19 protein-coding genes are annotated in these 24,522 nt (G+C 66.2%); 7 read left to right on the top strand and 12 right to left on the bottom strand.

Annotated features, from left to right (window positions below; translation table 11 throughout):
- Window positions 1-31: 31 nt before the first annotated feature.
- Window positions 32-1,480: an IMP dehydrogenase gene (gene guaB, locus ACTJI6_RS03105; RefSeq protein WP_440797745.1), complete on the bottom strand. Its 1,449-nt coding sequence runs from the start codon at window positions 1,478-1,480 to the stop codon at window positions 32-34.
- Window positions 1,481-1,728: 248 nt separating this feature from the next.
- Between guaB and ACTJI6_RS03100 the strand changes: the two genes are divergently transcribed.
- The 6 genes from ACTJI6_RS03100 (at window position 1,729) to ACTJI6_RS03075 (ending at window position 7,522) form a co-directional block, all read left to right on the top strand.
- Window positions 1,729-2,880 carry an OmpP1/FadL family transporter gene (locus tag ACTJI6_RS03100; RefSeq protein WP_440797743.1) on the top strand — a complete coding sequence of 384 codons (1,152 nt, stop codon included), beginning with the start codon at window positions 1,729-1,731 and terminating at the stop codon, window positions 2,878-2,880.
- A gap of 100 nt (window positions 2,881-2,980) precedes the next feature.
- Window positions 2,981-3,841, top strand: coding sequence for an ATPase (locus ACTJI6_RS03095; protein ID WP_440797741.1), 861 nt, complete (start codon window positions 2,981-2,983; stop codon window positions 3,839-3,841).
- Window positions 3,842-3,845: 4 nt separating this feature from the next.
- On the top strand, window positions 3,846-4,772 hold the full coding sequence (locus ACTJI6_RS03090) for a homoserine O-succinyltransferase (RefSeq protein WP_126154578.1): 927 nt from the start codon (window positions 3,846-3,848) through the stop codon (window positions 4,770-4,772).
- Between the two features lie 3 nt (window positions 4,773-4,775).
- Window positions 4,776-5,654, top strand: a complete 879-nt coding sequence (ppk2, locus tag ACTJI6_RS03085) for a polyphosphate kinase 2 (RefSeq protein ID WP_440797738.1) — start codon at window positions 4,776-4,778, stop codon at window positions 5,652-5,654.
- 10 nt (window positions 5,655-5,664) lie between these two features.
- Complete coding sequence (locus tag ACTJI6_RS03080) at window positions 5,665-6,387, top strand: SDR family NAD(P)-dependent oxidoreductase (protein ID WP_440797736.1); 723 nt, start codon at window positions 5,665-5,667, stop codon at window positions 6,385-6,387.
- Window positions 6,388-6,481: 94 nt separating this feature from the next.
- On the top strand, window positions 6,482-7,522 hold the full coding sequence (locus tag ACTJI6_RS03075) for an ABC transporter substrate-binding protein (protein ID WP_440797734.1): 1,041 nt from the start codon (window positions 6,482-6,484) through the stop codon (window positions 7,520-7,522).
- Window positions 7,523-7,596: 74 nt separating this feature from the next.
- On the opposite strand, the gene metH is transcribed toward ACTJI6_RS03075, so the two are convergent.
- From metH to xdhA, 7 genes are all read right to left on the bottom strand, one after another.
- Window positions 7,597-10,311 (bottom strand): methionine synthase, encoded by a 2,715-nt coding sequence (gene metH, locus ACTJI6_RS03070; protein WP_440797732.1) that lies wholly within the window; start codon window positions 10,309-10,311, stop codon window positions 7,597-7,599.
- Entirely contained in the window at window positions 10,304-11,350 is a 1,047-nt protein-coding gene (locus tag ACTJI6_RS03065; RefSeq protein WP_440797730.1) for a homocysteine S-methyltransferase family protein, read from the bottom strand. Before ACTJI6_RS03065 ends, metH begins: the two co-directional genes overlap by 8 nt.
- Window positions 11,351-11,561: 211 nt before the next feature.
- Window positions 11,562-12,995, bottom strand: coding sequence for a mannose-1-phosphate guanylyltransferase/mannose-6-phosphate isomerase (locus ACTJI6_RS03060; protein WP_440797729.1), 1,434 nt, complete (start codon window positions 12,993-12,995; stop codon window positions 11,562-11,564).
- A 76-nt stretch (window positions 12,996-13,071) separates the two neighbouring features.
- Window positions 13,072-14,355, bottom strand: a complete 1,284-nt coding sequence (guaD, locus tag ACTJI6_RS03055; protein ID WP_440797727.1) for a guanine deaminase — start codon at window positions 14,353-14,355, stop codon at window positions 13,072-13,074.
- Window positions 14,343-15,083: a xanthine dehydrogenase accessory protein XdhC gene (gene xdhC, locus ACTJI6_RS03050; protein WP_440797725.1), complete on the bottom strand. Its 741-nt coding sequence runs from the start codon at window positions 15,081-15,083 to the stop codon at window positions 14,343-14,345. Before xdhC ends, guaD begins: the two co-directional genes overlap by 13 nt.
- Window positions 15,080-17,386 carry a xanthine dehydrogenase molybdopterin binding subunit gene (gene xdhB / locus ACTJI6_RS03045; RefSeq protein WP_440797723.1) on the bottom strand — a complete coding sequence of 769 codons (2,307 nt, stop codon included), beginning with the start codon at window positions 17,384-17,386 and terminating at the stop codon, window positions 15,080-15,082. The genes xdhC and xdhB overlap by 4 nt, the downstream gene beginning before the upstream one ends.
- Before the next feature lies 1 nt (window position 17,387).
- On the bottom strand, window positions 17,388-18,839 hold the full coding sequence (gene xdhA, locus ACTJI6_RS03040; RefSeq protein WP_440797721.1) for a xanthine dehydrogenase small subunit: 1,452 nt from the start codon (window positions 18,837-18,839) through the stop codon (window positions 17,388-17,390).
- A 113-nt stretch (window positions 18,840-18,952) separates the two neighbouring features.
- On the opposite strand from xdhA, the gene ACTJI6_RS03035 reads away from it, so the two are divergent.
- Window positions 18,953-19,846, top strand: a complete 894-nt coding sequence (locus tag ACTJI6_RS03035) for a LysR family transcriptional regulator (protein WP_126154588.1) — start codon at window positions 18,953-18,955, stop codon at window positions 19,844-19,846.
- 42 nt (window positions 19,847-19,888) lie between these two features.
- Here ACTJI6_RS03035 and ACTJI6_RS03030 read toward each other — a convergent pair whose 3' ends face one another.
- From ACTJI6_RS03030 to ACTJI6_RS03015, 4 genes are all read right to left on the bottom strand, one after another.
- Entirely contained in the window at window positions 19,889-21,151 is a 1,263-nt protein-coding gene (locus tag ACTJI6_RS03030) for a urate hydroxylase PuuD (RefSeq protein WP_440797718.1), read from the bottom strand.
- Window positions 21,152-21,154: 3 nt separating this feature from the next.
- Entirely contained in the window at window positions 21,155-21,508 is a 354-nt protein-coding gene (gene uraH, locus ACTJI6_RS03025) for a hydroxyisourate hydrolase (RefSeq protein WP_440798020.1), read from the bottom strand.
- Between the two features lie 171 nt (window positions 21,509-21,679).
- On the bottom strand, window positions 21,680-23,029 hold the full coding sequence (locus tag ACTJI6_RS03020) for an 8-oxoguanine deaminase (RefSeq protein ID WP_440797716.1): 1,350 nt from the start codon (window positions 23,027-23,029) through the stop codon (window positions 21,680-21,682).
- Complete coding sequence (locus ACTJI6_RS03015; protein ID WP_440797714.1) at window positions 23,013-24,491, bottom strand: nucleobase:cation symporter-2 family protein; 1,479 nt, start codon at window positions 24,489-24,491, stop codon at window positions 23,013-23,015. Before ACTJI6_RS03015 ends, ACTJI6_RS03020 begins: the two co-directional genes overlap by 17 nt.
- Between the last annotated feature and the right edge of the window lie 31 nt (window positions 24,492-24,522).

Below are 24,522 nucleotides of genomic sequence, written 5' to 3'. Positions count from 1 at the left end.
GTCCCAGACCGGCCTTTGTTCTTTTGCGGGGTCAGCCCAGCCGATAGTTCGGGCTTTCCCGCGTGATCTGCACGTCGTGGACGTGGCTTTCCTTCAGCCCAGCCCCGGTGATGCGCACGAACTGGCAGTTCTTGCGCATCTCCTCGACCGTGGCGCAGCCGGTATAGCCCATCGCGGCGCGCAGGCCGCCGACCAACTGGTGGATCACCGCGCTGGCGGAACCCTTGTAGGGCACCTGACCCTCGATCCCCTCGGGGACCAGCTTGTCGGTCGCCGCGTCCTTCTGGAAATAACGGTCGGCCGAGCCGCGCGCCATGGCGCCCAGGCTGCCCATGCCGCGATAGGATTTGAAGGACCGGCCCTGGTACAGGATCACCTCGCCGGGGGATTCGTCGGTGCCGGCGATGGCGCTGCCGACCATGGCGCAGCTGGCGCCCGCCGCGATGGCCTTGGCGAAATCGCCCGAGAACTTGATGCCCCCGTCGGCGATGATCGGCACCTCGCCCGCAGCGGACGCCGCATCCATGATCGCCGTCAGCTGCGGCACGCCCACGCCCGCGACGATCCGCGTGGTGCAGATCGAGCCCGGCCCGATGCCGACCTTGACCGCATCGGCCCCGGCGTCGATCAGCGCGCGCGTCCCCTCGGCCGTGGCGACGTTACCGGCCACCACCTGCACCTCGTTCGAGAACATCTTCACCCGCTCGACCGCCTTGGCGACCCCTGCGGAATGGCCATGGGCGGTGTCGATCACCACCATGTCCACGCCCGCGTCGATCAGGGCCTGGCTGCGCTCATAACCCTCGTCGCCCACGGTCGATGCGGCGGCGACGCGCAGGCGGCCCAGATCGTCCTTGCAGGCCAAGGGGTTCAGGACCGACTTTTCAGTATCCTTCAGCGTCAGAAGGCCCGTCAGCTTGCCTTGCCCGTCGGTGACCAGCAGCTTTTCGATGCGGCGTTCCTTCATCAGACCGATGGCCTGCTGGCGGTCGGCCGGTTCGGTCAGCATCGCCAGGTTGTCCGAGGTCATGACCGCCCGCACCGGCGTCCGGTCGTCGCTGGCAAAGCGCATGTCGCGGTTGGTGACGATGCCCACGACACGGCCTTGGTCGTCCACGACCGGAAAGCCGGTGACGTTGAAGCGTTCCTGGAACGCCTTGGCGTCGCCCACGGTCTGATCGGCGCGCAAGGTGATCGGATTGTAGACGATGCCCGATTCGAACCGCTTGACGCGGCGGACCTCGTCAGCCTGCTGTTCGGCGGTCAGGTTGCGGTGGATCACGCCCATGCCCCCCGCCTGGGCCATGGCGATGGCCATGCGGCTTTCGGTGACCGTATCCATGGCGGATGACAGCAGCGGGATGTTCATGGCGATGGCGCGCGTCACGCGCGTCGTCACATCGGCGGTCGAGGGCATGACCGTGGATGCGGCGGGGACCAGAAGCACATCGTCAAAGGTAAGCGCCTCACGAATCTGCATGGGGTGTCCTTGCGGCAAGTTCGTTTGGCAGTTTCCCCTTTCACGGGCCGGGATGTTTGTCCAGTGCGGCGAGGCGTTTTTGTTTCGGATAATTCCCCGCTCCGGGACAACCGAAAGTTGCTGCAAAGACACGCGGGGCACGCGCATTGGACATCGACGCCGCGTCATATTGCACCATTAATTGATTCGTAGAACATCGGCGGTAAAGCTCGAATCCAGCGGCCGCATGGCTGCCAAGGGAGGGAACTATGAAAAAAATCATGACTGGCGGCGCGGTTCTGCTGATCTCTGCGTCCCCGATCGTCGCGGGCGGGATCGAACGGGCGCCGCAGTCTCTGTCCGTGCTGTTCGAACAGGGGAATTACGCCGAACTGAGCTTTGGCGGGGTCGATCCCACGGTGGAAGGCAGGGATATCGCCTCTTTCAAGACCGGCGACGTGACGCAAGGCTATGGCTTCGTGGGGCTGGCCTACAAGCACCAGTTCAACGACAACCTGTCGGCCGCCTTCATCATGGAACAGCCGTTCGGGGCGGATCTGCTGTACCCGACTGGATCCGGCGGATCGCCGGTGCTGGGGGGCACCCGCGTCCAGATCGATTCCACCACTTTTACCGCGCTGGCGCGGTATCGCTTCGACAACAATTTCTCGATCCATGGCGGCATCCGCGGGTCGCAGGCCGATGGCCAGGTCCGGTTGCAGGGGCAGGCCTATTCCAGCCTCGGCCCGGTTCCGTATAATCTGGACATCGCCCGCGAAACGGGGGTCGGATATGTCATCGGCGCCGCCTACGAGATCCCGGACATCGCCGCGCGAGTCTCGCTGACCTACAACTCTCCGATCGACCACGACTTCGACATGACCGAAAGCGGCTCGGCCATCCTTGCGGCGACGGGCGGGCTGACCGATACCATCACCGGCAACTACACCGTCAAGACGCCGCGCAGCTGGACGCTGGAGGGTCAGACCGGCATCGCGGCGGACACGCTTCTGTTCGGGTCGATCCGCTGGGTCAAATGGTCCGAGTTCCTGGTCGACAACGCGGTCTTCCCCATTCCGGTCGGCAACGGAATTCCGCTGGTCGAGCTTGAGAATACCACCACCTATACCATCGGCGTTGGCCGCAAGTTCACCGAGAGCTGGTCCGGCTCGGTCTCGTTCCTCTACGAACCCAGCAAGGGCGACATCATCTCGCCCCTTGCGCCGACCAACGGGCGCAAGGCGATCACGCTGGCGGCGATCTATACGATGGACAACATCAAGATCACTACGGGGATCAACTATTCCCGCGTCGGCGGTTCCGACCTGGCCGTGGGAGAGACCGGCAACAAGCGGACGGTCGCCACGACCGACGACGGCGATGTCTGGGGCGTGGGCGTCCGCATCGGCTACAGCTTCTGACCCCCTGCCACCGCGATCCCGGCAAGGCCCCGTTCCGGCGGGGCCTTTGCTTTTGGCCGGGCGCGGATTACCTATGCGGCGCAAGGCGAAGGGGCACCCGATGATCTATGGCAGCGGCGGCGAATGGTTGGGATCGGGCGCAAAACGCGTCGTGCTGTTCGGGATGTCGGGCCTGGGCAAGACCTATCTGGCCAACATGCTGCGCGAGGCGGGCGACTGGTTCCACTACTCGGTCGATTACCGCATCGGCACCCGCTACATGGGCGAATTCATCGCCGATAACTTCAAGCGCGAGGCGATGAAGGTTCCCTTCCTGCGCGACCTGCTGCTGTCCGACAGCGTCTATATCGCCAGCAACATCACCTTCGACAACCTGGCGCCGCTGTCGACCTATCTGGGCAAGCCCGGCAGCCCGTCGCGCGGCGGCCTGCCCTTCGACGAATACTGCCTGCGCCAGAACCAGCACCGCCGGGCCGAGATCGCGGCCCTGCTGGACACGCGCCACTTCATGGACCGCGCCCGCGACATCTATGCCATCCCGCATTTCGTCTGCGATTCGGGCGGCTCGATCTGCGAGGTGGTGGATCCCGACGATCCGGCCGATCCGGTGCTGTCGGCACTGGAACGCGATCTGTTGATGGTCTGGATCAAGGGGTCCGACGCCCATACCGCCGAACTGGTCCGCCGCTTCGACAAGGCGCCCAAGCCCATGTATTACCAGCCGGAATTCCTGGAAAAGGCCTGGGTCGCCTATCGCGTCGAAAAGGGGCTGGAGGCGGCGCAGGTCAATCCCGACGACTTCATCCGCTGGACTTACGCGCGCGCCCTGGCCCACCGCCAGCCGCGCTATCAGGCGATGGCGCGGCGCGGCGTCACCGTCCTGGCCGAGGAGGTGGCCGAGGTCCGCAGTCCTGCGGATTTCGACGCCCTGATCGCCCGCGCCATCGACCGCAAGGAATAAGACAATGCCCATCACCCTGAACGAGAACCTGCCCGCCTATCGCATCCTGTCGGACGAAGGCGTGATGGTGATGTCTCCGGGCCGGGCCGCGACCCAGGACATCCGGCCGCTTCGCATCGGGCTGCTGAACCTGATGCCCAAGAAGATCCAGACCGAAAACCAGTTCGCCCGGCTGATCGGCGCGACCCCCTTGCAGATCGACTTTCAGCTGATCCGCATGTCCGACCACGAAAGCCGCAACACCGCAGCCGACCACATGGCCAGCTTCTATCGCCCCTTCCGCGATGTCGAGGCCACCGGAGAGAAGTTCGACGGCCTCATCATCACCGGCGCCCCGGTCGAGCAACTGCCCTTCGAGGATGTGACCTATTGGCCGGAACTGACCCGCGTCTTCGACTGGACGCAAAGCCATGTCCATTCGACCTTCGGCGTCTGCTGGGGCGGCATGGCGATGGCCTGGCATTTCCACCGCCTGGACAAGCACCTGCTGGACCACAAGGCCTTCGGCTGCTTCCGCCACCACAACCAGGCCCCCGCCAGCCCCTATCTGCGCGGCTTTTCCGACGACGTGCTGGTCCCCGTCAGCCGCTGGACCGAGGTGCGCCAGCCTGATGTGGACGCCCGCCCGGCCCTGCGCACGCTGCTGGCCAGCGACCAGTGCGGCCCCTGCCTGCTGGAGGATCCGGGCCATCGCGCGCTGTATGTCTTCAACCACTTCGAATACGACAGCACGACCTTGAAAGAGGAATACGACCGCGACGTGGCCTCGGGCAGGCCGATCAACGTGCCGTCGAACTATTATCCCGACGACGATCCCACCCGCACGCCGTCGAACCGCTGGCGCAGCCATGCCCATCTGCTTTACGGTAACTGGATCAACGAGATCTATCAGACGACGGAATACGACCTGAACCGCATCGGAAAGGGATAGGACATGCCCGACGCGCCTCTTCTGCCCCTGGTGGGCAAGATCACCCAGGCGCTGAAGGACGCGCCCAAGGACATCAGGAAGGTTCTGGACGGCGCGGGCAAGGACGACATCCTGGACCCCACCTATCCCTATCGCGCAGGGCTGGACCGCAAGACCTACGAGGCGCGGATGGGCCAGTTGCAGCTGCAACTGGTGCGGATGATGCATGACGTGGTGGCGACCGGCAAGCGGCTGGTCGTGCTGTTCGAGGGACGCGACGCGGCCGGCAAGGGCGGCACCATCGAACGCACCCGCGAGAACCTGAACCCTCGGTCGGCTTATATCGTCGCCCTGCCCACCCCTACGGAACGCGAGGCCGGGCAATGGTATTTCCAGCGTTACGTCGACTGGCTGCCCGCCGCCGGGGAAATCGCGCTGTTCGACCGAAGCTGGTACAACCGCGGCATCGTCGAACGCGTCTTCGGCTTTTCCACCGAACAGCAGCGCAACGCGTTCTTCCGGCAGTTGCCGGGCTTCGAACGGACCCTGGTCGATGACGGCATCATCCTGGTCAAGCTGTGGCTGAACGTAGGCCGCGCCGAACAGTTGCGCCGCTTCCTGGACCGCGAGGCCGATCCCCTGAAGCAATGGAAGCTGTCGCGCATCGATGTCGAGGGGCTGGCGAAATGGGACGACTATACCCAGGCGATCCACGACACGCTGAACCTGTCGCATTCGCCCATCGCGCCCTGGACGGTGATCCGGTCCGACGACAAGCGGCGCGCGCGGATCGCTGCCATCCAGACGATCCTGAACGCGGTCGATTTCGCGGGCAAGGACGCCGCCGCCATCGGCACACCCGACCCGGCCGTCACCGGCGGGCCGGACCTGCTGGACCGATAAGGGGCACGCGATGGACCTGAAGAACAGCCGCGCCATCGTCACCGGGGGCGCCTCGGGCCTGGGGGCCGCCACCGCCGACTGGTTCCGGGCGCAGGGGGCCAGGGTGGTGATCCTGGACCGCGAGGCGGGCGACCGGCCCGACCATGTGCAGGCCGACGTGACCTCGGCCGACAGCGCGGCGGCGGCCATCGCGCGGGCCGTCGAGCTGATGGGCGGCATCGACATCTGCGTGAACTGCGCGGGCATCGTGATCGGCGAAAAGACCGTGGGCCGGAACGGGCCGCACGACCTGGACGCCTTTCGCCGCGTGGTCGAGGTGAACCTGATCGGCAGCTTCAACACGCTGCGGCTGGCGGCGGCCGAGATGGCCAGGAACGGTCGGACCGAAAACGGCGTGATCGTCAACACCGCGTCCGTTGCGGCCTTCGACGGGCAGAGGGGACAGGCGGCCTATGCCGCGTCCAAGGCCGGGATCGCGGGCATGACCCTGCCCTTGGCGCGCGATCTGGCCGGACTGGGCATCCGCGTCTGCGCCATCGCGCCCGGCATCTTCGCCACGCCCATGCTGCGCGGGCTGCCCCAGGACGTGCAGGACGGGCTGGCGGCGGAAGTCACCTTCCCGCCCCGCCTGGGCGATCCGCAGGAATTCGCCCGCATGGCCGGCCATATCGTCGAAAACGCCTATCTGAACGGCGAGGTGATCCGCCTGGACGGCGCGTTGCGGATGCGGTGATCAACGGCCCGTCAGCGCCGCGCGATGCCCTTGCGCCAGGGTTTGGCCGCCGCTAGCGTTCGGGTCGAACCGCCCAACAGGAAGGCCCGATTTCATGCGCTTGCTGACCACCACCGCCATCGCCACCCTGATCGCCCTGCCCGCCTTTGCGGCGGACAAGGAACTGACAGTCTTCGACTGGGCAGGGTTCGAGGAACCGTCGATCTTCCAGGCCTATATCGACAAGCACGGCGACAGCCCGACCTATGCCTTTTACGGCGACGACGACGAGGCGTTCCAGAAGGTCGCCTCGGGCTTCAAGGCCGACGTGGCCCATCCGTGCAGCCAGATGGTCAGCAAATACCGCGACGCGGGCCTGATCGAGCCGTGGGACACCGCGAAAATTCCGAATTTCGACAAGATCGACCCGCGCTTCCTGGATTCGCCGGTCTTCAAGGATGACGGCGGCGTCTGGTTCATCCCGACCGACTGGGGCGCGGCGGCCATCGCCTATAACACCGAGACCGTCCCGGCCGAGGATGTGGCGACGCTTCAGGTCTTTACCAATCCGAAATACCAGGGCCGCACCTCGCTGCCGGATTCGTCGGACGACGTGTGGGCGCTGGCCTATCTGGCGACCGGCACGACCGACTGGACCGACGTGACCGACGAACAGTTCCAGGCGGCCGCCGACTGGCTGCGCCAGGCGCACCAGAACGTCGCCGCCTATTGGGCCGATCCCTCGGAACAGGCGCAGCTGATGGCGTCGGGCGCGGTGGATGTCACCTGGTCCTGGAACGATGTCCTGTCGCTGTTGCAGGCCGAGGGCTATCCGGTCGGCTTCCAGCGCGAGGCAACCGAAGGATCGTCGACCTTCTTCTGCGGCTATGTGAACCTGAAGGGCGGGCCGGGCAACGAAGACAAGGCCTATGACTTCATCAACGCCTGGCTGGAACCGTCAGCGGCCAAGGGGCTGCTGGACACGATCGGCTATGGCCATACCTCGACCGAGGCGATGGCAACCATTGCCGATGAACCCGCCGTCGCCATGGGCCTGGCCCAGATCGACGCCCCGGTCCTGGCGCAGACGCCCAACGATCCGGCGCAGCGCGAGAAGCAGTTGGCCGAGTTCGAGAAGATCAAGGCGGGGTTCTGAGTGGCGAACGCCGGGGGACTTCACGTCCCCCGGACCCCCTGTGGGATATTTAAGCAAAAGTGAAAGGGCGAGGCCTACGCAGCCTCGTCCTTTTTCCGTGGGGTGTAGTTCAGGATCGGCGCCAGCCAGCGTTCGACCTCGGCCAGATCCATGCCCTTGCGCGCGGCATAGTCGCGGGCCTGGTCCTCCTCGATCTTCGCCACGCCGAAATAGTAGCTGTCGGGATGTCCGATATAGAGGCCGGACACGGAGGAGCCCGGCCACATCGCCATGCTTTCGGTCAGCCGCACGCCGGTCGCGTTTTCCGCGTCCAGCAGCCGGAACAGGGTCAGCTTTTCGGTATGATCCGGCTGGGCGGGATAGCCGGGCGCGGGGCGGATCCCCTTGTAGGGTTCCGCGACCAGGTCCTGCGGAGTGAAGGTTTCGCCGGACGCATAGCCCCACAGATCCTTGCGGACCCGTTCGTGCAGCATCTCGGCCATGGCCTCGGCGATGCGGTCGGCAAGCGCCTTGACCATGATCGCCGCGTAATCGTCATTCGCGCGTTCATAGCGCGCGGCGATCTCGGATTCCTCCGGTCCCGCCGTCACCACGAAGCCGCCGACGTAATCGGGCCGACCCTCGGGCGCGACGAAATCGGACAGCGCCACGTTGGGGCGGTCGCCGCGCTTGGTCACCTGCTGGCGCAGGGTGTGCAGCGTGTCCAGCGGCGTCGCGCGGCTGTCGTCGGTGAACAGGCGGATGTCGTCGCCCACCGCGTTGGCGGGCCAGAAGCCCACCACTGCGCGCGGCCTGAACCATTGGCCGTCGACGATCCGGGCCAGCATGTCCTGCGCGTCGCGGAACAGGTTGCGCGCGGCCTCGCCCTGCTTTTCGTCGTCGAGAATCCGGGGATAGACGCCCTTCAGCTCCCATGTCTGGAAGAACGGCGTCCAATCGATATAGCGCGCGATGTCCGCCAGGTCCCAATCGTCGATGATACGGGGGCCCAGGAATTGCGGCCTGGTCGCCTGATAGCCGGACCAGTCCACCTTCAACGCATTGGCCCGCGCAGCGGCCAGCGGCAGGCGCTGCTTGGCGGCCTCTGCGCGTTCGTGGCGCTCGGCCACGTCCAGATATTCGGCGCGAATATTGTCGACATAGGCCGCCTGCTGCGAGGGCGACAGCAGCGACGACACCACCCCCACCGCCCGGCTGGCATCGGTGACATAGACCGCGGCGCCCTTGTGATAGCGCGGCGCGATCTTGACCGCCGTGTGGATCTTCGAAGTCGTGGCCCCGCCGATCAGCAGAGGCACCTGAAAGCCCTCGCGCTCCATCTCTGAGGCGACATGCACCATTTCGTCCAGGGATGGGGTGATCAGGCCGGACAGGCCGATCACGTCCACCTGCTGTTCGCGCGCGACCTCCAGGATCTTCTGCGCGGGAACCATCACGCCCAGGTCGATGACCTCGTAATTGTTGCAGGCCAGCACGACGCCGACGATGTTCTTGCCGATGTCGTGGACATCGCCCTTGACCGTCGCCATCAGGATCTTGCCCGCCGCCTGCCGGTCGCTGCCCCCGTTGGCGGCCTTCTCGGCCTCCATGTAGGGCAGCAGGACGGCCACGGCCTGCTTCATCACGCGGGCGGATTTCACCACCTGCGGCAGGAACATCTTGCCCGCGCCGAACAGGTCGCCCACCACATTCATCCCCGCCATCAGCGGACCTTCGATGACATGCAGCGGGCGTTCGGCGGCAAGCCGCGCTTCCTCGGTATCGGCCTCGATATATTCCGTGATGCCGTTGACCAGTGCGTGTTCCAGCCGCTTCTCGACCGGCCATTCGCGCCAGGACAGATCCTTTTCGCGCTTTTGCGCGCCGCCGTCGCCCTTGAAGCGCTCGGCGATCTCCAGCAGGCGCTCGGTGGCGTCGGGGCGGCGGTTCAGCACCACGTCCTCGCAGGCCTCGCGCAGATCGGGGTCGATCTGGTCATAAACGGCAAGCTGCCCTGCGTTGACGATGCCCATGTCCATCCCCGCCTGAATGGCGTGGTACAGGAACACGGCGTGCATGGCCTCGCGCACGGGTTCGTTGCCGCGGAAGCTGAAGGACAGGTTCGACACCCCGCCCGAGACATGGGCATGGGGCAGGTTCTGGCGGATCCAGCGGGTGGCCTCGATGAAGTCCACACCATAGTTGTTGTGCTCCTCGATCCCCGTCGCCACGGCGAAGATGTTGGGGTCGAAGATGATGTCCTCGGGCGGGAAGCCGACCTCCTCGGTCAGGATGCGATAGGCGCGGGCGCAGATCTCGATCTTGCGGGCGCAGGTGTCGGCCTGGCCCTGTTCGTCGAAGGCCATGACCACGACCGCCGCGCCATAGGCCAGGCACAGGCGCGCCTGCTGGCGGAACTGCTCCTCGCCCTCCTTCATGCTGATCGAGTTCACGACCGGCTTGCCCTGCACGCATTGCAGCCCGGCCTCGATCACCTCCCATTTCGAACTGTCGATCATCACCGGGACGCGGGCGATGTCGGGTTCGGCGGCCAGCAGGTTCAGGAACTCGACCATCGCGGCGCGCGAGTCGATCAGCCCCTCGTCCATGTTGATGTCGATGATCTGGGCGCCGTTCTCCACCTGGTCGCGCGCGACCTCCAGCGCCGCCGCATAGTCGCGGTTGGTGATCAGCTTGCGGAAACGGGCGGAGCCGGTGACATTGGTGCGTTCGCCGATATTCACGAAGGGAATGTCGGGGGTCAGGACAAAGGGTTCCAGGCCCGACAGGCGCAACTGGCGTTCAAGCATATTCGGGAACCTTCCGGGGGCTGTATTGGGCCACGGCCTCGGCAATGGCGCGGATATGGTCGGGCGTGGTGCCGCAGCAGCCGCCGACGACGTTCACCAGCCCCTCTCGCGCGAAATCGGCAACCTGCACGGCGGTATCCTGGGGGCCTTCGTCATATTGCCCGAAGGCGTTGGGCAGGCCCGCGTTCGGATAGGCGCAGATATGGGTGTCGGCCACCGCCGACAGTTCCGCCAGATGCGGGCGCATGGCCGAGGCGCCAAGCGCGCAGTTCAGCCCCACCGACCAGGGCCGGGCATGGCGCACCGAATGCCAGAAGGCGGTCGGCGTCTGTCCCGACAGCGTGCGCCCCGAGGCGTCCGTGATGGTGCCCGAGATCATCAGCGGCAGCGCCCGGCCATGCGCCTCCATCGCCTGGATGCAGGCGAAGATCGCGGCCTTGGCGTTCAGCGTGTCGAAGATCGTCTCGATCAGCAGGATGTCGGCGCCGCCCTCGATCAGCGCCTGCGCCTGTTCGTGATAGGCGCTGCGCAGATCCTCGAAGGTGACGGCGCGATAGCCGGGATTGTTCACGTCCGGGCTGATCGAGGCGGTCCGGTTCGTCGGCCCGATCGCGCCCGCGACGAAACGCGGCCTGCCGTCCTGGGCGGTGGCGCGGTCCAGGGCGCGGCGGACGATGCGCGCGCCTTCGACATTCAGGTCGCGCACCGCCGCCTGCATCCCGTAATCGGCCTGGGCGATGGTGGTGGCGGAAAAGGTGTTGGTTTCCACAATGTCCGCGCCCGCCATCGCATAGCGGTAGTGGATCTCCTTGACCGCCTCGGGCTGGGTCAGGATCAGCAGGTCGTTGTTGCCCTGCTGGGGATGGTCCGAGCGATGGCGGCAGGCATGGCCCGACCCGTGGCCGGTATAATCGTCCTCGCCCAGCCGAAGCTGCTGGATCTGCGTGCCCATCGCCCCGTCCAGGATCAGGATCCGTTCGGCGGCCAGCCGGTTCAGCGCCTCGAAGGCGGGGGACGGGGTCAGTCTGCCGGTCATCATGTCATCCTTGCCAGAAGGCGCAGATATAGCGCGCCCCGCCCGCAACGACAAATTCATAATCCTACAGAAGATTATGAATGCGAGGCATGTCCTTTGCCTTGGTCCAAATATCCTCTGGGCTTCCGAGCGCCCGGAAAAAGGTCCGGTGGACCTTTTTCAGCGAGGAAGGGGCCGGCAGGCCCGAGGGGGGCGAAGCGCCCCGGCTTGCCGGTCAATCCGCGCTGCTGCGGGCATAGACATCCTCGTATCGGATGATGTCGTCCTCGCCCAGATAGCTGCCGGTCTGCACCTCGATCAGGACCATCGGCACCTTGCCGGGATTCTCCATCCGGTGGACGGCGCCCAAGGGCACATAGATCGACTGGTTTTCCGTGACCAGAGTCACCTTGTCGTCCACCGTGACCTTGGCCGTCCCCGACACCACGATCCAGTGTTCGGACCGATGCACATGGCTTTGCAGCGACAAGGCCGCGCCGGGCTTCACGACGATGCGCTTGACCTGGAATCGGTCGGCCAGGGCCAGCGTCTCGAACCAGCCCCAGGGGCGGTGGTCGCGCGGAAAGGCCGTTGCCTGCTTGCGGCCCTTGTCCTTCAGCGCGCTGACGGCGTGGCGCACGTCCTGGGCGCGGGATTTGTCGGCGACCAGCACCGCGTCGGCGGTGGCGACCACCATCACGTCGGTCAGCCCGATGCCCACCACCTCCAGATCCTCGCTGTCCGACCGCAGCAGCACGTCATGGCAGTCGATGGCGGTGGAATGGGCGTCCGTCACCACGCCGTTGTCCGAGGGCGCCTCCAGCAGCGCCTCGCGCCACACGGCGTCCCAGCCGCCCAGATCCGACCAGCGTTCCGAGAAGCGCACAACGGTCAGGTTGTCGGCCTTTTCCATCACCGCATAGTCGATGGACTGGTCCGGCAGGCTGTCCCACGGACCCTTGGCCAGCCGCAGAAAGCCGATGTCGTCCTTGGCCTCGTCCAGGGCGGCCAGGACGGGGGACAGGTATTCGGAGGCATGGGCGCGGAACGCGTCGATCATCACCCCGGCCTTGAACAGGAAAATGCCCGCGTTCCACAGGAAATTTCCCTGCGCCAGCATCTGCGCCGCCGTCGCGGTGTCGGGCTTTTCCACGAAGCGCGCCAGCGGCTGCGGGCCGTCGCCCTGCCCGGCCAGTTCCAGATAGCCGTATCCGGTTTCGGGCCGGTCGGGGGTGATGCCGAAGGTGACGATCCGGCCTTCGGCGGCCGGTTCGACGCCCTGACGGACGGCGCGGGCAAAGGCGGCGGCATCCGGGATGACGTGATCGGACGGCGCGACCAGCAGCAGCCCCTCGGGGTCTTTCGAGGCGACCATCAGCGCCGCCACCAGGATCGCAGGCGCCGTGTTGCGCCCCGAAGGCTCGATCACGATGGCGCCGGGCTGGATGCCCGCCTGGTCCAGCTGCTCGGCCACGATGAAGCGGAAATCGGCATTCGTCATCACCACCGGATCGGCGAAATCCGGTCCCGCCAGCCGCAGCGCCGAGGCCTGGAACAGCGTCCGGTCCCCCACCAGAGGCGCGAATTGCTTGGGAAAGCTTTTGCGCGATACCGGCCACAGCCGGGTGCCCGAACCGCCTGCCATCAGGACGGGGGTGATCTTGGTCATGGAAGGCTGTCCCTCGAAGGCTGATTTGCGCCAAGGGATAGCCTGCCCGCGCGCGCCGGAAAAGCCCGCGCGGCGCTCAAGCCGCGGTTTTCATCGCCTGTCCCGCCACATAGGTCTGCGCGACGGACCGATCATCGCCCATGATCTGGAGGACGAACAGTTCCTGCTCCAACGTCTCGGCCCGTTCCATCCGCAGCGCCATCGCCGGGGTTGCGCGGCTGTCCAGAACCACCAGATCGGCCATGCTGCCGGGCGCCAGGGTGCCGATCCGGTCCTCCATTCCCAAGGCACGGGCATTGCCACGCGTGATCCAGTGAAAAGCCGACAGCGGCGTCAGCTTCTGGCCGCGCAGTTGCAGGATCTTGTAGCCCTCGTTCAGGGTTTGCAGCATCGAATAGCTGGTGCCGCCGCCCACATCGGTGGCGATGCCGCTGACCACGCCCGCCGCGCGCAGCCCGCCTTCGTCGAACAGCCCCGATCCCAGGAACAGGTTCGAGGTCGGGCAGAACACCGCCCGGCTGCCGGTTTCCGCCATGCGCGCGATCTCTCGCGGGCGCAGGTGGATGGAGTGGCCCAGCAGCAGCCTGTCGGACAGCAGGCCGTGGGTTTCGTAGATGTCCAGATAGTCGCGCGCCTGGGGATAGAGGCTCAGCGTGAAGTCGATTTCCTCCAGGTTTTCCGACAGATGGGTCTGGACGTGGCAATCGGGATGCTCGCGGACCAGTTGCCCCGCCATAGCCATCTGCTCTGGCGTCGAGGTGATCGCGAAGCGCGGCGTGATCGCATAACGCTGCCGTCCGGTGCCATGCCAGCGGACGATCAGCGCCTTGCTGTCGTCATAGCCCCGCTGCGGGGTGTCCAGCACTTCCGGCGGCGCGTTGCGGTCCATCATCACCTTGCCCGCGACCATGGCCATGTTCCGCGCATGGGCGGCGGAAAACAGCGCCTCGGCCGAATCCGGGTGGACCGAACAGAAGGCGACGGCAGTGGTGGTGCCGTGACCCGTCAGAAGGTTCAGGAAGGCATCGGCCATGGCGGGGGCGTGGCCCTGCTGGTTGAAGCGCGCTTCCTCGGGGAAGGTATAGGTGTTCAGCCAGTCCAGAAGCTGGGCGCCCCAGCTGGCGATCACCTGGACCTGCGGGAAATGGATATGCGTGTCGATGAAGCCCGGCAGGATCAGGTGCGGGCGGTGGTCGAGTTCCTCCACGCCATCGCGGGCCAGCGCGGCGTAGTCGTCCACGGCCAGGATGCGGCCGTCCGCGACCAGGATGGCGCCGTCTTCCAGATAGCGGTGGTTGTCGGCGGTATCATGGGGGTCGGCGTGGAAGTCGAGGACGCGGCCCCGGATCAACTGTTGCATGGGTATTTTTTCAAAGAAGAAGCTGCGGTCAGTCGCGTGATCAGTTCGGCGGCGGTGAAGGCGGCGATGACCGCCGGGCGTTTGTCATGGGTGAAGCCCGCGCCGATGGGGCAGACCAGCGGCGCGGGGTCGATGCCCTTGGCCCTGGCGAAGCGGGTGAACTGGGCCCGCTTCGTGGCGCTGCCGATCATGCCGACATAGGACAGGTCGCCCCGCGACAGCGCCTCGGCCGCGAGCAGGAAATCCAGCGCATGGTCATGGGTCAGGATCACAACGGCGCTGCCGGTGCGGGCGGCGCGGATCTCGGCCTCGGGCAAGGGGGTCAACTTTGTAGAGATGCCGGGGGCGGCCCGGGCCAGTTCCTCGGGACGCGGGTCGATCAGGGTGGCGTTGACCGGCAAAGGGTGCAGCGCGAGCGCCAAGGCGCGCCCGACATGGCCCGCGCCGAACACCAGCACGTCGGAGCGATCTTCGGGCGTCGGCCCCTGGCGATCCAGATGCAGGACCACCCGGCCGCCGCAGCATTGGCCGATCTCCGGCCCCAGGGGGATGTCCATCCCGGCCTCGGCCTCTCCGGCGGCCAGCATCTGCCGCGCGCGGTCGATGGCCATGTATTCCAGCTGACCGCCGCCGATGGTGCCATTCACGCTGTCAGGGCCGACGATCATCTCGGCCCCGGCGTCGCGCGGGGTGGACCCGCGGGCCGATATGACCCGGACACGGATCATCCGCGCAGCGCCTCGATCGCCATCAGCACGCGTTCAGGCGTGGCCGGGGCGTCCAGCCGGGGGTGTTCGCGGTAATCGCTGAACGAGGCCACGGCCATGTTGATCGCCTCGAACACGCTGATGCCCAGCATGAAGGGCGGCTCGCCCACGGCCTTGGACCGCTTGATGCTGCATTCGCTGTTTTCCGACCAGTCGGCCAGCTTGACGTTGAAGACGCGCGGCCGGTCCGATGCCAGCGGCACCTTGTAGGTGGACGGCGCATGGGTGCGCAGACGCCCCTTGTCGTCCCACCACAATTCCTCGGTGGTCAGCCAGCCCGCGCCCTGGACGAAGGCGCCCTCGACCTGGCCCTTGTCGATGGCGGGGTTCAGCGACCGGCCCACGTCGTGGATCACGTCGGTGCGGTCGATCACATATTCCCCTGTCAGCGTGTCGACCGAAACCTCGGACACCGCCGCGCCATAGGCGTAGTAATAGAAGGGCCGTCCCCGTCCGGTCGCCCGGTCCCAGTGGATCTTGGGGGTCTTGTAGAAGCCCGCCGCCGACAGGTGGATCCGCGCCATATAGGCCGCCGCGATCACCTCGGTGAAGGGGATTTCGTGATCGCCCGCGCGGATATGGCCCGGCACGAAGCGGATTGCGTCCCTGGGCTGCTGCCAGCGTTCTGCCACGAAGTCGACCAGCCGCGCCTTGATCTGTTCCGCCGCGTCCAGCGCCGCCATGCCGTTCAGGTCGGTCCCCGAGGACGCCGCCGTAGCCGAGGTATTCGGCACCTTTTCGGTGGTCGTCCGGGTGATCTTGATCTGGCCGATGTCGCACTGGAAGGCCTCGGCCACGACCTGGGCAACCTTGGTGTTCAGGCCCTGCCCCATCTCGCAGCCGCCATGGTTCAGCGCGATGGACCCGTCGTTATAGACATGGATCAGCGCGCCCGCCTGGTTGAACCAGGTCGCGGTGAAGCTGATGCCGAACTTCACCGGGGTCAGCGCGATGCCCTTGCGGATCACGCCGCCCTTTGCGTTCCAGTCCAGCACGGCCCGGCGACGGGCATGGTAATCGCTGCTCTCATCAAGCTCCTGGAAGATGCGGGGCAGGATCTGGTCGTTGACCTCTTGGTGATAGGGGGTCAGTTGGCCGTTCTTATAGAGGTTGCGCTTGCGCACCTCCAGCGGATCAAGGCCCAGGGCATAGGCGATCTCCTCGACCATGCGTTCGGCCACGATCACGCCTTGCGGCCCGCCGAAGCCCCGGAAGGCGGTGTTGCTGACGGTGTGGGTCTTCATCGGATGGCTGCTGACGCGCACATCGGGATAGTAATAGGCGTTGTCGCAATGGAACAGCGCGCGATCCGTCACCGGGCCGGACAGATCCGCCGAAAAGCCGCAGCGGGCATACCAGTCTCCCTGGACGGCGCGGATGCGGCCGTCGTCGTCGAAGCCCACCTCGTAATCCACGACGAAATCGTGGCGCTTGCCGGTGGCGGTCATGTCGTCGTCGCGGTCGGGGCGGATCTTGACGGCGCGGTTCCAGCGTTTCGCGGCGATGGCCGCGACGCAGGAAAACAGGTTCATCTGCGTTTCCTTGCCGCCGAAGCCGCCCCCCATCCGCCGCACGTTCACCACCACCGCGTTGTTCCGGCAGCCGAGGACATGGGCCACCATGTGCTGCACCTCGGACGGGTGCTGGGTCGAGACGTTGATCGTCACGTCCTCGTCCTCGCCCGGAATGGCCATGGCGATCTGGCCTTCCAGGTAGAAGTGGTCCTGCCCGCCGATATTGAAGCGGCCCTTGATGACATGCGGCGCGGCGGCCATGCCCGCATCGGCATCGCCGCGTTTCAGCGTCAGGGGATCGGTCACATAGCCCATCCCCGCATCGCGCGCGGCCATCGGGTCAAGCGCATGGGGCAGCACGTCATAGCTGATGCGCGCCTTGTGCGCCGCGCGCCGCGCCTGGTCGCGGGTTTCCGCGATCACGGCAAAGACCGGCTGGCCCCAGAACAGCACCTCGTCCTCGGCAAAGATCGGGTCGTCGTTCTTGCCGTTCGGCGACACGTCGTTGACGCCGGGAATGTCCTTGGCGGTCAGGACGCCGACCACGCCGGGCATCGCCAGGGTTTCGCTGAAATCCATGCCCGTGATCTTGCCATGGGCGCATTGCGACAGGCCCAGATAGGCGTGCAGCAAGCCATAGGGCTCGGCCAGGTCGTCGGTATAGTCGGCGCGGCCGGTTACGTGCTTGATGGCGCTGTCGTGGATGGTGTCCTGATGCGCCTGTCCGCGGATGGTGGTGTCGTCTTTCATGTCACGCTCCTACGGCCTGGGTCAGGCGGACGGGCAGGCCCGGTTCGGATTGCTCCAGCCAGAAGCGGCGGAACAGGTTGGCGGCCACGGTGCGGCGGTAATCGGCGCTGGCGCGCCAGTCGGACAGCGGCTGGAAGTCGTCGGCCACGGCACGGGCGGCAGCTTCAAAGGTTTCCGCCGCGAACGGCTGGCCGGTCAGCGCGGCCTCGGCCCCGGCGGCGCGCTTGGGGATGCCCGCCATGCCGCCGAAGGCCACGCGGGCATCCGTAATGGTGCCATTTTCAACCGTCAGGCAAAAACCGGCGGCGACGGCGGTGATGTCGCTGTCGCGGCGCTTGCTGATCTTGTAGGCGGCGATCCGGGCGTCCGGGCGGATCGGGATGACGACTTCCTCCACGAATTCGCCGGGCGCGCGGTCCTGACGCCCGTATTCGATGAAGTAATCCTGCAAGGCCACCTCGCGCCGCGCCGCGCCCTTGCGCAGCACGATCCGCGCAGCCAGCGCGATCAGCAGCGGCGGCGTGTCGCCGATGGGGGATCCGTTGGCGATGTTCGCGCCGATCGTGCCCATGTTGCGCACCTGCCAGCCGCCGATGCGCAGCCAGTAATCGTATGCGGCGGGAATATGCTGGCGGATCAGGGGCGCGGCCTCGCTGTAGGTCACGCCCGCGCCCAGGCGGATTTCGCCATCCTCGACGCGCTTGCCCTTCATCAGATGTCCGATGAATACGGCGGGGGAAATGTCGCGCATGAACTTCGTGACCCACAGGCCCACATCGGTCGCGCCCGCGATGATCGTGGCCTTGGGCTCCGCCTCCAGCACCGCCGCCAGATCGTCGGCGTCAGCGGGGATGATGGCGCGTTCGCCGCCCTTGGACAGTTCGATCCGTTCGCCCGTCATGTCGCGCAGCGTTGCGGCCACCGCCTCGCGTTCGACCGCCAGGGCATCCGCCGCCTGCCCGCCCGCGCGGCCTGCGGCCAGGGCGGCCTTGATGATCGGTTCATACCCCGTGCAGCGACAGATGTTGCCCTGAAGCGCCGTTTCGATCTCGGTCACGCCCGCGTCGGGGTTCGACATCCACAGCCCGTACAGTGCCATCACGATCCCCGGCGTGCAGAAGCCGCACTGGCTGCCGTGATATTCCACCATCGCCGCCTGGATCGGATGCAGCCCGCCATCGGGGCCACGCAGATGTTCCACCGTCACCACATGGCAGCCGTGCAGCGACGCCAGGAACCGGATGCAGGCGTTCACCGGCTCATAGACCAGCCCGTTGTCGGCCAGCCGCCCCACCAGCACCGTGCAGGCGCCGCAATCGCCCTCGGCGCAGCCTTCCTTGGTGCCGGTCAGGCGGCGGTCGATGCGCAGGAAATCCAGCAGCGTGTCGGACGCCCCGACTGCGGTCAGTTCGACCGGGCGGCCGTTCAGCAAAAAGCGCAGCGCGGGTGTCATGGCGTTCCTTTGTGGCTGTGGACCCGTAGGAAAGGTATGGCGAAAATAAATGTTGCGAAATCCGTGCCGACCCGGAAGACTTTACACGAATCCTTGAAAGCGGCCTATCACCCATGTCCTATCTTGAAAGCCTGCGCGTGTTCGTCCGTGTAGTCGAACTGGGGTCGATCACCGCGGGCGGGCGCGATCTGCGGCTTTCCCCGGCAGTTGCCTCGAATCGCATCAAGGATCTGGAAAACCGCTTCGGCGTCAGGCTGCTGAACCGCACCACCCGCAAGCTGACCCCGACCGAGATCGGCCGCGCCTTCTACGACAACGCCCGGCGCGTGATCGACACGCTGGACGAGGCCGAGGCGCTTGTGTCCAGTTTCTCGGGCCGTCCGCAGGGGGTGATCCGCCTGACCGCGCCGCTGGGGCTGGGGCGGCGGCTGATCGCGCCGCTGATCCCGCCCTTCTGCGCCGAAAACCCTGGCGTGGATTTCCGGCTGCGGCTGTCGGACCGCAATGTCAATATCGTGGAAGACGCCATCGACCTGGCCTTCTTTCTGGGTGAACCCACCGATTCGGCGCTGAAATGGCGCAAGATCGCCGATTGCCCGCGCGTCCTGGTGGCCTCGCCCGATTACCTGGCGCAGCGCGGCACCCCGCAGGTGCCAGAGGATCTGGCGGGCCACAACTGCCTGCTGCTGCGCTATCCGCGCAGCCCGGAATATTTCTGGGTGCTTCAGGACGAGGACGGGCCGCGCAAGATGATGGTCGGCGGGCGCTTCGACACCGACGACGGCGACGTGCTGACCGCCTGGGCGCTTGGCGGCGAAGGCATCGCCAACCGCCCGCTGTACGAGGTCGCGGCGGACCTTCAGGCAGGCCGGCTGATCGAGGTTCTGCCCCGGAACCGCCCCCTGCCCGCCCAGTTCGGCTGCCTGACCCCGCACCGGCGGTTGCAGGATCCCAAGGTCAGGATGTTCGCGGATTTCGCGGTGCGGGAACTGAAAAAGGTGTTCTGATGAAAACGGCCCCTCGCGGAGGCCATGGTTCATTCCGGTCCGCTACAGCCCCGCCAGGCTGGCCCCACCCGCCGACCGGAACCAGCGGATAACCTGCGCCCGTTCCTGCGGTTCCATGAAGCTGACATTGGCGGGCGGCATGGCATCGGTCAGCCCCGCCTGGACATAGATTTCGCGCGCGTGTTTGGCGATGTCGGCGGGGGTTTCCAGGAACACGCCCTTCGGCGCGTGCAGGATCCCTTCGTATCCCGGCTCGCGCGCGTGGCACATGGAACAGCGGCCCAGCACGATGTCGCTGACCTGCTGGAAGCCCTCGGCCTCGGCGAAACGGGTTTCGACCGGGGTCAGAGGACGCGCCTCGGCCTGTTCCAGGGTGTCCTGGTTCAACCCGGCCGAGGACAGCCACATCACCATGATGAACAGCACGACCGTCACCGCCCAGGTCCACCACAGCATCCCCTTGCGGGCGTGCATGGTGTTGAAGAAATGTCGGATCGTGACCCCCATCAGGAAGATCAGCGCCGCAATCAGCCAGTTGTACTGGCTGGCGAAGGCCAGCGGATAGTGGTTCGACAGCATCAGGAAGATGACCGGCAGCGTCAGATAGTTGTTATGCGTCGACCGCAGCTTGGCGATTTTGCCGTATTTCGGATCCGGCGCGCGCCCGGCCTTCAGATCCGCCACGACGATCCGCTGGTTCGGCATGATGATGAAGAACACGTTGGCGGTCATGATCGTCGCGGTAAACGCCCCCAGATGCAGCAGCGCCGCGCGGCCCGTGAAGACCTGCGTATAGCCCCAACCCATCACCACAAGCGCCACGAACAAAAGCAGCATCAGCACCGTGGGCGTCTCGCCCAGCTTGGACTTGCACAGCGTGTCATAGATCAGCCAGCCAAGCGCCAGCGACCCGGCCGAAATCAGGATCGCCTGCCAGGTCGCCAGATCCGCCTTGGCCGTGTCGATCAGATACAGGTTTGCCCCGGCCCAATAGGTGACCATCAGCAGCGCCGCGCCGCTGATCCAGGTCATGTAGCTTTCCCATTTGAACCAGGTCAGATGCTCGGGCATCCGTTCCGGGGCGACCAGGTACTTGTTGATGTGGTAGAAGCCGCCGCCATGGACCTGCCATTCCTCGCCATGGGCCCCCTTGGGCAGGCCCGGCGCCTTGGTCAGGCCCAGGTCGAGCGCCACGAAATAGAAGGACGATCCGATCCAGGCGATGGCGGTGATGACATGGGTCCAGCGGATGGCGAAGGCCAGCCATTCCCAGATGACGATATGGTCGGGGATCAGGTGCAGCATCGCTCAGCTTCCCCGATAGGTCGAATAGCCGAAGGGCGAGACCAGCAGCGGGACGTGGTAATGATCGTCCTGCGACATGCCGAAGCGGATTGGGATCACGTCGAGGAATCGCGGGCTTTCCGGCTCCACCCCGGTTGCGTCCATCCAGGCCCCGGCGTGGAATTCCAGCTCATAGGTGCCGGTCGCGAAATCCGCCTGCGGCAGGATCTGGCTGTCGGTGCGTCCGTCGTGGTTGGTGCGCAGCCGCGCAAGCTCGGTCCGCTGCCCGTTGTCCAGACGGAACAGCACTACCTCCATCCCTTCGGCAGGCTTGCCGCGTGCCGTGTCCAGCACATGGGTGGTCAGGTATCCTGGCATCATCGCCCTCCCCTCATTATCGTGGTTTTCCTGATAACCGATCCCCTTATGCGCGCACGAGAGGGACCATAAGCAAGGTAGTCTCAAGATTCCGTAGAAAATGCCCTTTGCCTTGGACAAATATCTTCGGGGGGAACGCGCAAGGTGCGTGGGGGGCAGACAGCCCCCCTGCTACCCCGCCAGACGCGCCACGGCCTGTTCGGCGCGCGCCCGCAGATCGCGCGGGTCGGCCGTCAGCAGCTGGTGATCGTCAACCACCGCCCGACCCGCGACATAGACCGCGCGCGGCCGCACCGGCGCGCAGAAGACCAGCGCCGCGACCGGATCCCATTGCCCCGCCAGCGGCAGGTCCGACACGTCCCACAGCACCAGATCCGCCTGCATCCCCGGCTTCAACGCCCCGATATCAGTCCGCCCCAGCACCCGCGTTCCGCCCAGCGTCGCGATTTCCAGCACCTCGCGCGCGCCCATCGCGGCGGGACCGTCGCGCAGCCGCGCGACCAGCATGGCCTGCCGTGCCTCCAGCCCCAGATGGCTGCAATCGTTGCTGGCCGATCCGTCCACGCCAAGGCCGACCGGCACCCCCGCGTCCCGCATCGCCCGGACCGGGGCGATGCCGCTGGCCAGCCGCGCGTTGGAACAGGGGCAATGCGCGACCCCAGTGCCGGTGCGGGCGAACAGGTCGATTTCCGGCGGGGACAGCTTCACACAATGGGCGTGCCACACATCGTCGCCGGTCCAGCCCAGGCTTTCCGCGTAATCGCCCGGCAGCATCCCGAAATTGTCCAGGGAATAGCGGATGTCCTCGTCATTCTCGGCCAGGTGGGTGTGCAGGCGGACGCCCTTTTCCCGCGCCAGGATCGCCGCGTCGCGCATCAGCTCGCGGCTGACCGAAAAGGGCGAACAGGGTGCCAGGCCGACCTGCACCATCGCGCCCTCGCCCGGCTCGTGGAAGGCGTCCACGACCCGTTCGCTGTCGCGCAGGATCGCGGCCTCGTCCTCGACCAAGGCGTCGGGCGGCAACCCGCCCTTGCTTTCGCCGATCGACATGGCTCCGCGCGTGGCGGTGAAGCGGATGCCGATCTTTTGCGCGGCCTCGATGCTGTCGTCCAGGCGCGACCCATTGGGATAAAGATACAGGTGGTCTGACGAACAGGTGCAGCCCGACAGGGCCAGTTCCGCCAGCCCCACTTCGGCCGACAGGCGGATGTCGTCGGGCGTCATCCGCGCCCAGATCGGATAAAGCGTCCGCAGCCAGCCGAACAGCGCCGCGTCCTGGGCGGCAGGCACGGCGCGCGTCAGGGTCTGGAACAGGTGGTGGTGGGTGTTGACCAGCCCCGGCGTGACCACGCAGCCCGAGGCATCGACCACCTCGGCGCCGTCGTGCGGCAGGTTCTCACCCGCCGCGACGATCCTTCCGTTCTCGATCAGGACATCGCCGCCCCGGATCTCGCGCCGGGCGTCGTCCATGGTGACGACGACCTCGGCCCCCCGGATCAGCGTCCTAGTGGTCCGCGACATGGCCCGCCTCGCGGATCGCGGCTTCGTCCACATGGGCCGCGCCGTTATAGAACCAGTTGAGGATCACCGCCGTGATCGCCGCCAGCAGGATGCCGGAATGGATCAGCGGGTGGATCGCATGCGGCATCCACTGGTTGAAGTTCGGCGCCACCAGCGGGATCATCCCCATGCCCACCGAGATCGCGACGATGAACAGGTTGTGCCGGTTGGTCGCGAAATCGACCCGCGCCAGGATCCGCACGCCGGTCGCCGCGACCATGCCGAACATCACCAGCCCCGCGCCGCCCAGAACCGTGGTCGGCAAGCTTTCCACCAACGCCCCCATCTTCGGGATCAGCCCCAGCACGATCATGATCGCGCCCCCCGCCACGCAGACGAAGCGTGACCGGATGCCGGTCACGCCGACAAGGCCGACGTTCTGGCTGAAGGAGGTATAGGGGAAGGTGTTGAAGATCCCGCCGATCACCGTGCCCAGACCATCCGCGCGCAGACCGGCGGCCAGGGATTTCTGCTCCAGCGGCTTCTTGCAGATGTCGGACAGCGCCAGAAACATGCCCGTGGATTCGATCAGCGTGACCAGCATGACCAGCACCATCGTGGCGATCATGATCGGGTCGAAGGTCGGCATCCCGAAATGGAACGGCTTGATGACCGCGAACCATTCCGCCGCGCCCACCTTGTCGAAGCTCATCATGCCCAGGGCCGCCGCGACCACGCCGCCCACGACGATGCCCACCAGCACGGCGATGTTCGACAGAAAACCGCGCGCGAATTTCGACACCAGCAGGATCGTGCCCAGCACCAGCACCGCGATCAGGATGTTCTGGCCTGCGGCATAAAGCGGGTTCTGCACCGTCGGCGCCAGGGTCACGCTGGCGGGGACATTGCCCGCCGCGCGGGCCGCGTCCAGCCAGGCGGCGGCTTCGGGGTCGACGATCTTGGGAGCGGTCGGACCGGCTTGCAGGCCGAAGATCCAGTTGATGCCGATGGGCATCAGGCTGATGCCGATGGTCAGAATCAGCGTGCCCGTCACCACCGGCGGAAAGAACCGTAGCATTTTCGATATGAACGGCGCGATGACGATGCCGATCACGCCCGCCGCGATGATGGCGCCGAACAGCGCCCGCGCGCCTTCATGCCCCGGCGTCGAGGTGGCGACCGCCACCATCGGCCCGACCGAGGCGAAGGTCACGCCCATCATCACCGGCAGCTTGATGCCGAACCACTGGGTCGCGCCCAGGCTCTGGATGATGGACACGATGCCGCAGACGAACAGGTCGGCGGAAATCAGGAACGCCACCTCCTCGGGCGGCAGGTTCAGCGCGCGGCCCACGATCAGCGGCACCGCGATGGCGCCCGCATACATGACCAGCACATGCTGGAACCCAAGCGTCAGCAGCTTGGGCGCGGGCAGCAGTTCATCCACCGGATGAACGCCCCCCTGATAGGTTGCATCAGACATTGCGGACCTCCCTTTCCACGGCTGCCTTGTT

Source organism: Paracoccus sp. 22332, from assembly GCF_052045125.1.
GTDB lineage: Bacteria > Pseudomonadota > Alphaproteobacteria > Rhodobacterales > Rhodobacteraceae > Paracoccus > Paracoccus haematequi_A.
The sequence above is the reverse complement of the archived record's forward strand: the minus strand, read 5'-3'. Positions and strand labels throughout refer to the sequence as shown.

Coding starts and splice junctions, on each gene's coding strand:
- guaB (WP_440797745.1), bottom strand. CDS start 1,480: ATGCAGATTCGTGAGGCGCTTACCTTTGACGATGTGCTTCTGGTCCCC.
- ACTJI6_RS03100 (WP_440797743.1), top strand. CDS start 1,729: ATGAAAAAAATCATGACTGGCGGCGCGGTTCTGCTGATCTCTGCGTCC.
- ACTJI6_RS03095 (WP_440797741.1), top strand. CDS start 2,981: ATGATCTATGGCAGCGGCGGCGAATGGTTGGGATCGGGCGCAAAACGC.
- ACTJI6_RS03090 (WP_126154578.1), top strand. CDS start 3,846: ATGCCCATCACCCTGAACGAGAACCTGCCCGCCTATCGCATCCTGTCG.
- ppk2 (WP_440797738.1), top strand. CDS start 4,776: ATGCCCGACGCGCCTCTTCTGCCCCTGGTGGGCAAGATCACCCAGGCG.
- ACTJI6_RS03080 (WP_440797736.1), top strand. CDS start 5,665: ATGGACCTGAAGAACAGCCGCGCCATCGTCACCGGGGGCGCCTCGGGC.
- ACTJI6_RS03075 (WP_440797734.1), top strand. CDS start 6,482: ATGCGCTTGCTGACCACCACCGCCATCGCCACCCTGATCGCCCTGCCC.
- metH (WP_440797732.1), bottom strand. CDS start 10,311: ATGCTTGAACGCCAGTTGCGCCTGTCGGGCCTGGAACCCTTTGTCCTG.
- ACTJI6_RS03065 (WP_440797730.1), bottom strand. CDS start 11,350: ATGATGACCGGCAGACTGACCCCGTCCCCCGCCTTCGAGGCGCTGAAC.
- ACTJI6_RS03060 (WP_440797729.1), bottom strand. CDS start 12,995: ATGACCAAGATCACCCCCGTCCTGATGGCAGGCGGTTCGGGCACCCGG.
- guaD (WP_440797727.1), bottom strand. CDS start 14,355: ATGCAACAGTTGATCCGGGGCCGCGTCCTCGACTTCCACGCCGACCCC.
- xdhC (WP_440797725.1), bottom strand. CDS start 15,083: ATGATCCGTGTCCGGGTCATATCGGCCCGCGGGTCCACCCCGCGCGAC.
- xdhB (WP_440797723.1), bottom strand. CDS start 17,386: ATGAAAGACGACACCACCATCCGCGGACAGGCGCATCAGGACACCATC.
- xdhA (WP_440797721.1), bottom strand. CDS start 18,839: ATGACACCCGCGCTGCGCTTTTTGCTGAACGGCCGCCCGGTCGAACTG.
- ACTJI6_RS03035 (WP_126154588.1), top strand. CDS start 18,953: ATGTCCTATCTTGAAAGCCTGCGCGTGTTCGTCCGTGTAGTCGAACTG.
- ACTJI6_RS03030 (WP_440797718.1), bottom strand. CDS start 21,151: ATGCTGCACCTGATCCCCGACCATATCGTCATCTGGGAATGGCTGGCC.
- uraH (WP_440798020.1), bottom strand. CDS start 21,508: ATGCCAGGATACCTGACCACCCATGTGCTGGACACGGCACGCGGCAAG.
- ACTJI6_RS03020 (WP_440797716.1), bottom strand. CDS start 23,029: ATGTCGCGGACCACTAGGACGCTGATCCGGGGGGCCGAGGTCGTCGTC.
- ACTJI6_RS03015 (WP_440797714.1), bottom strand. CDS start 24,491: ATGTCTGATGCAACCTATCAGGGGGGCGTTCATCCGGTGGATGAACTG.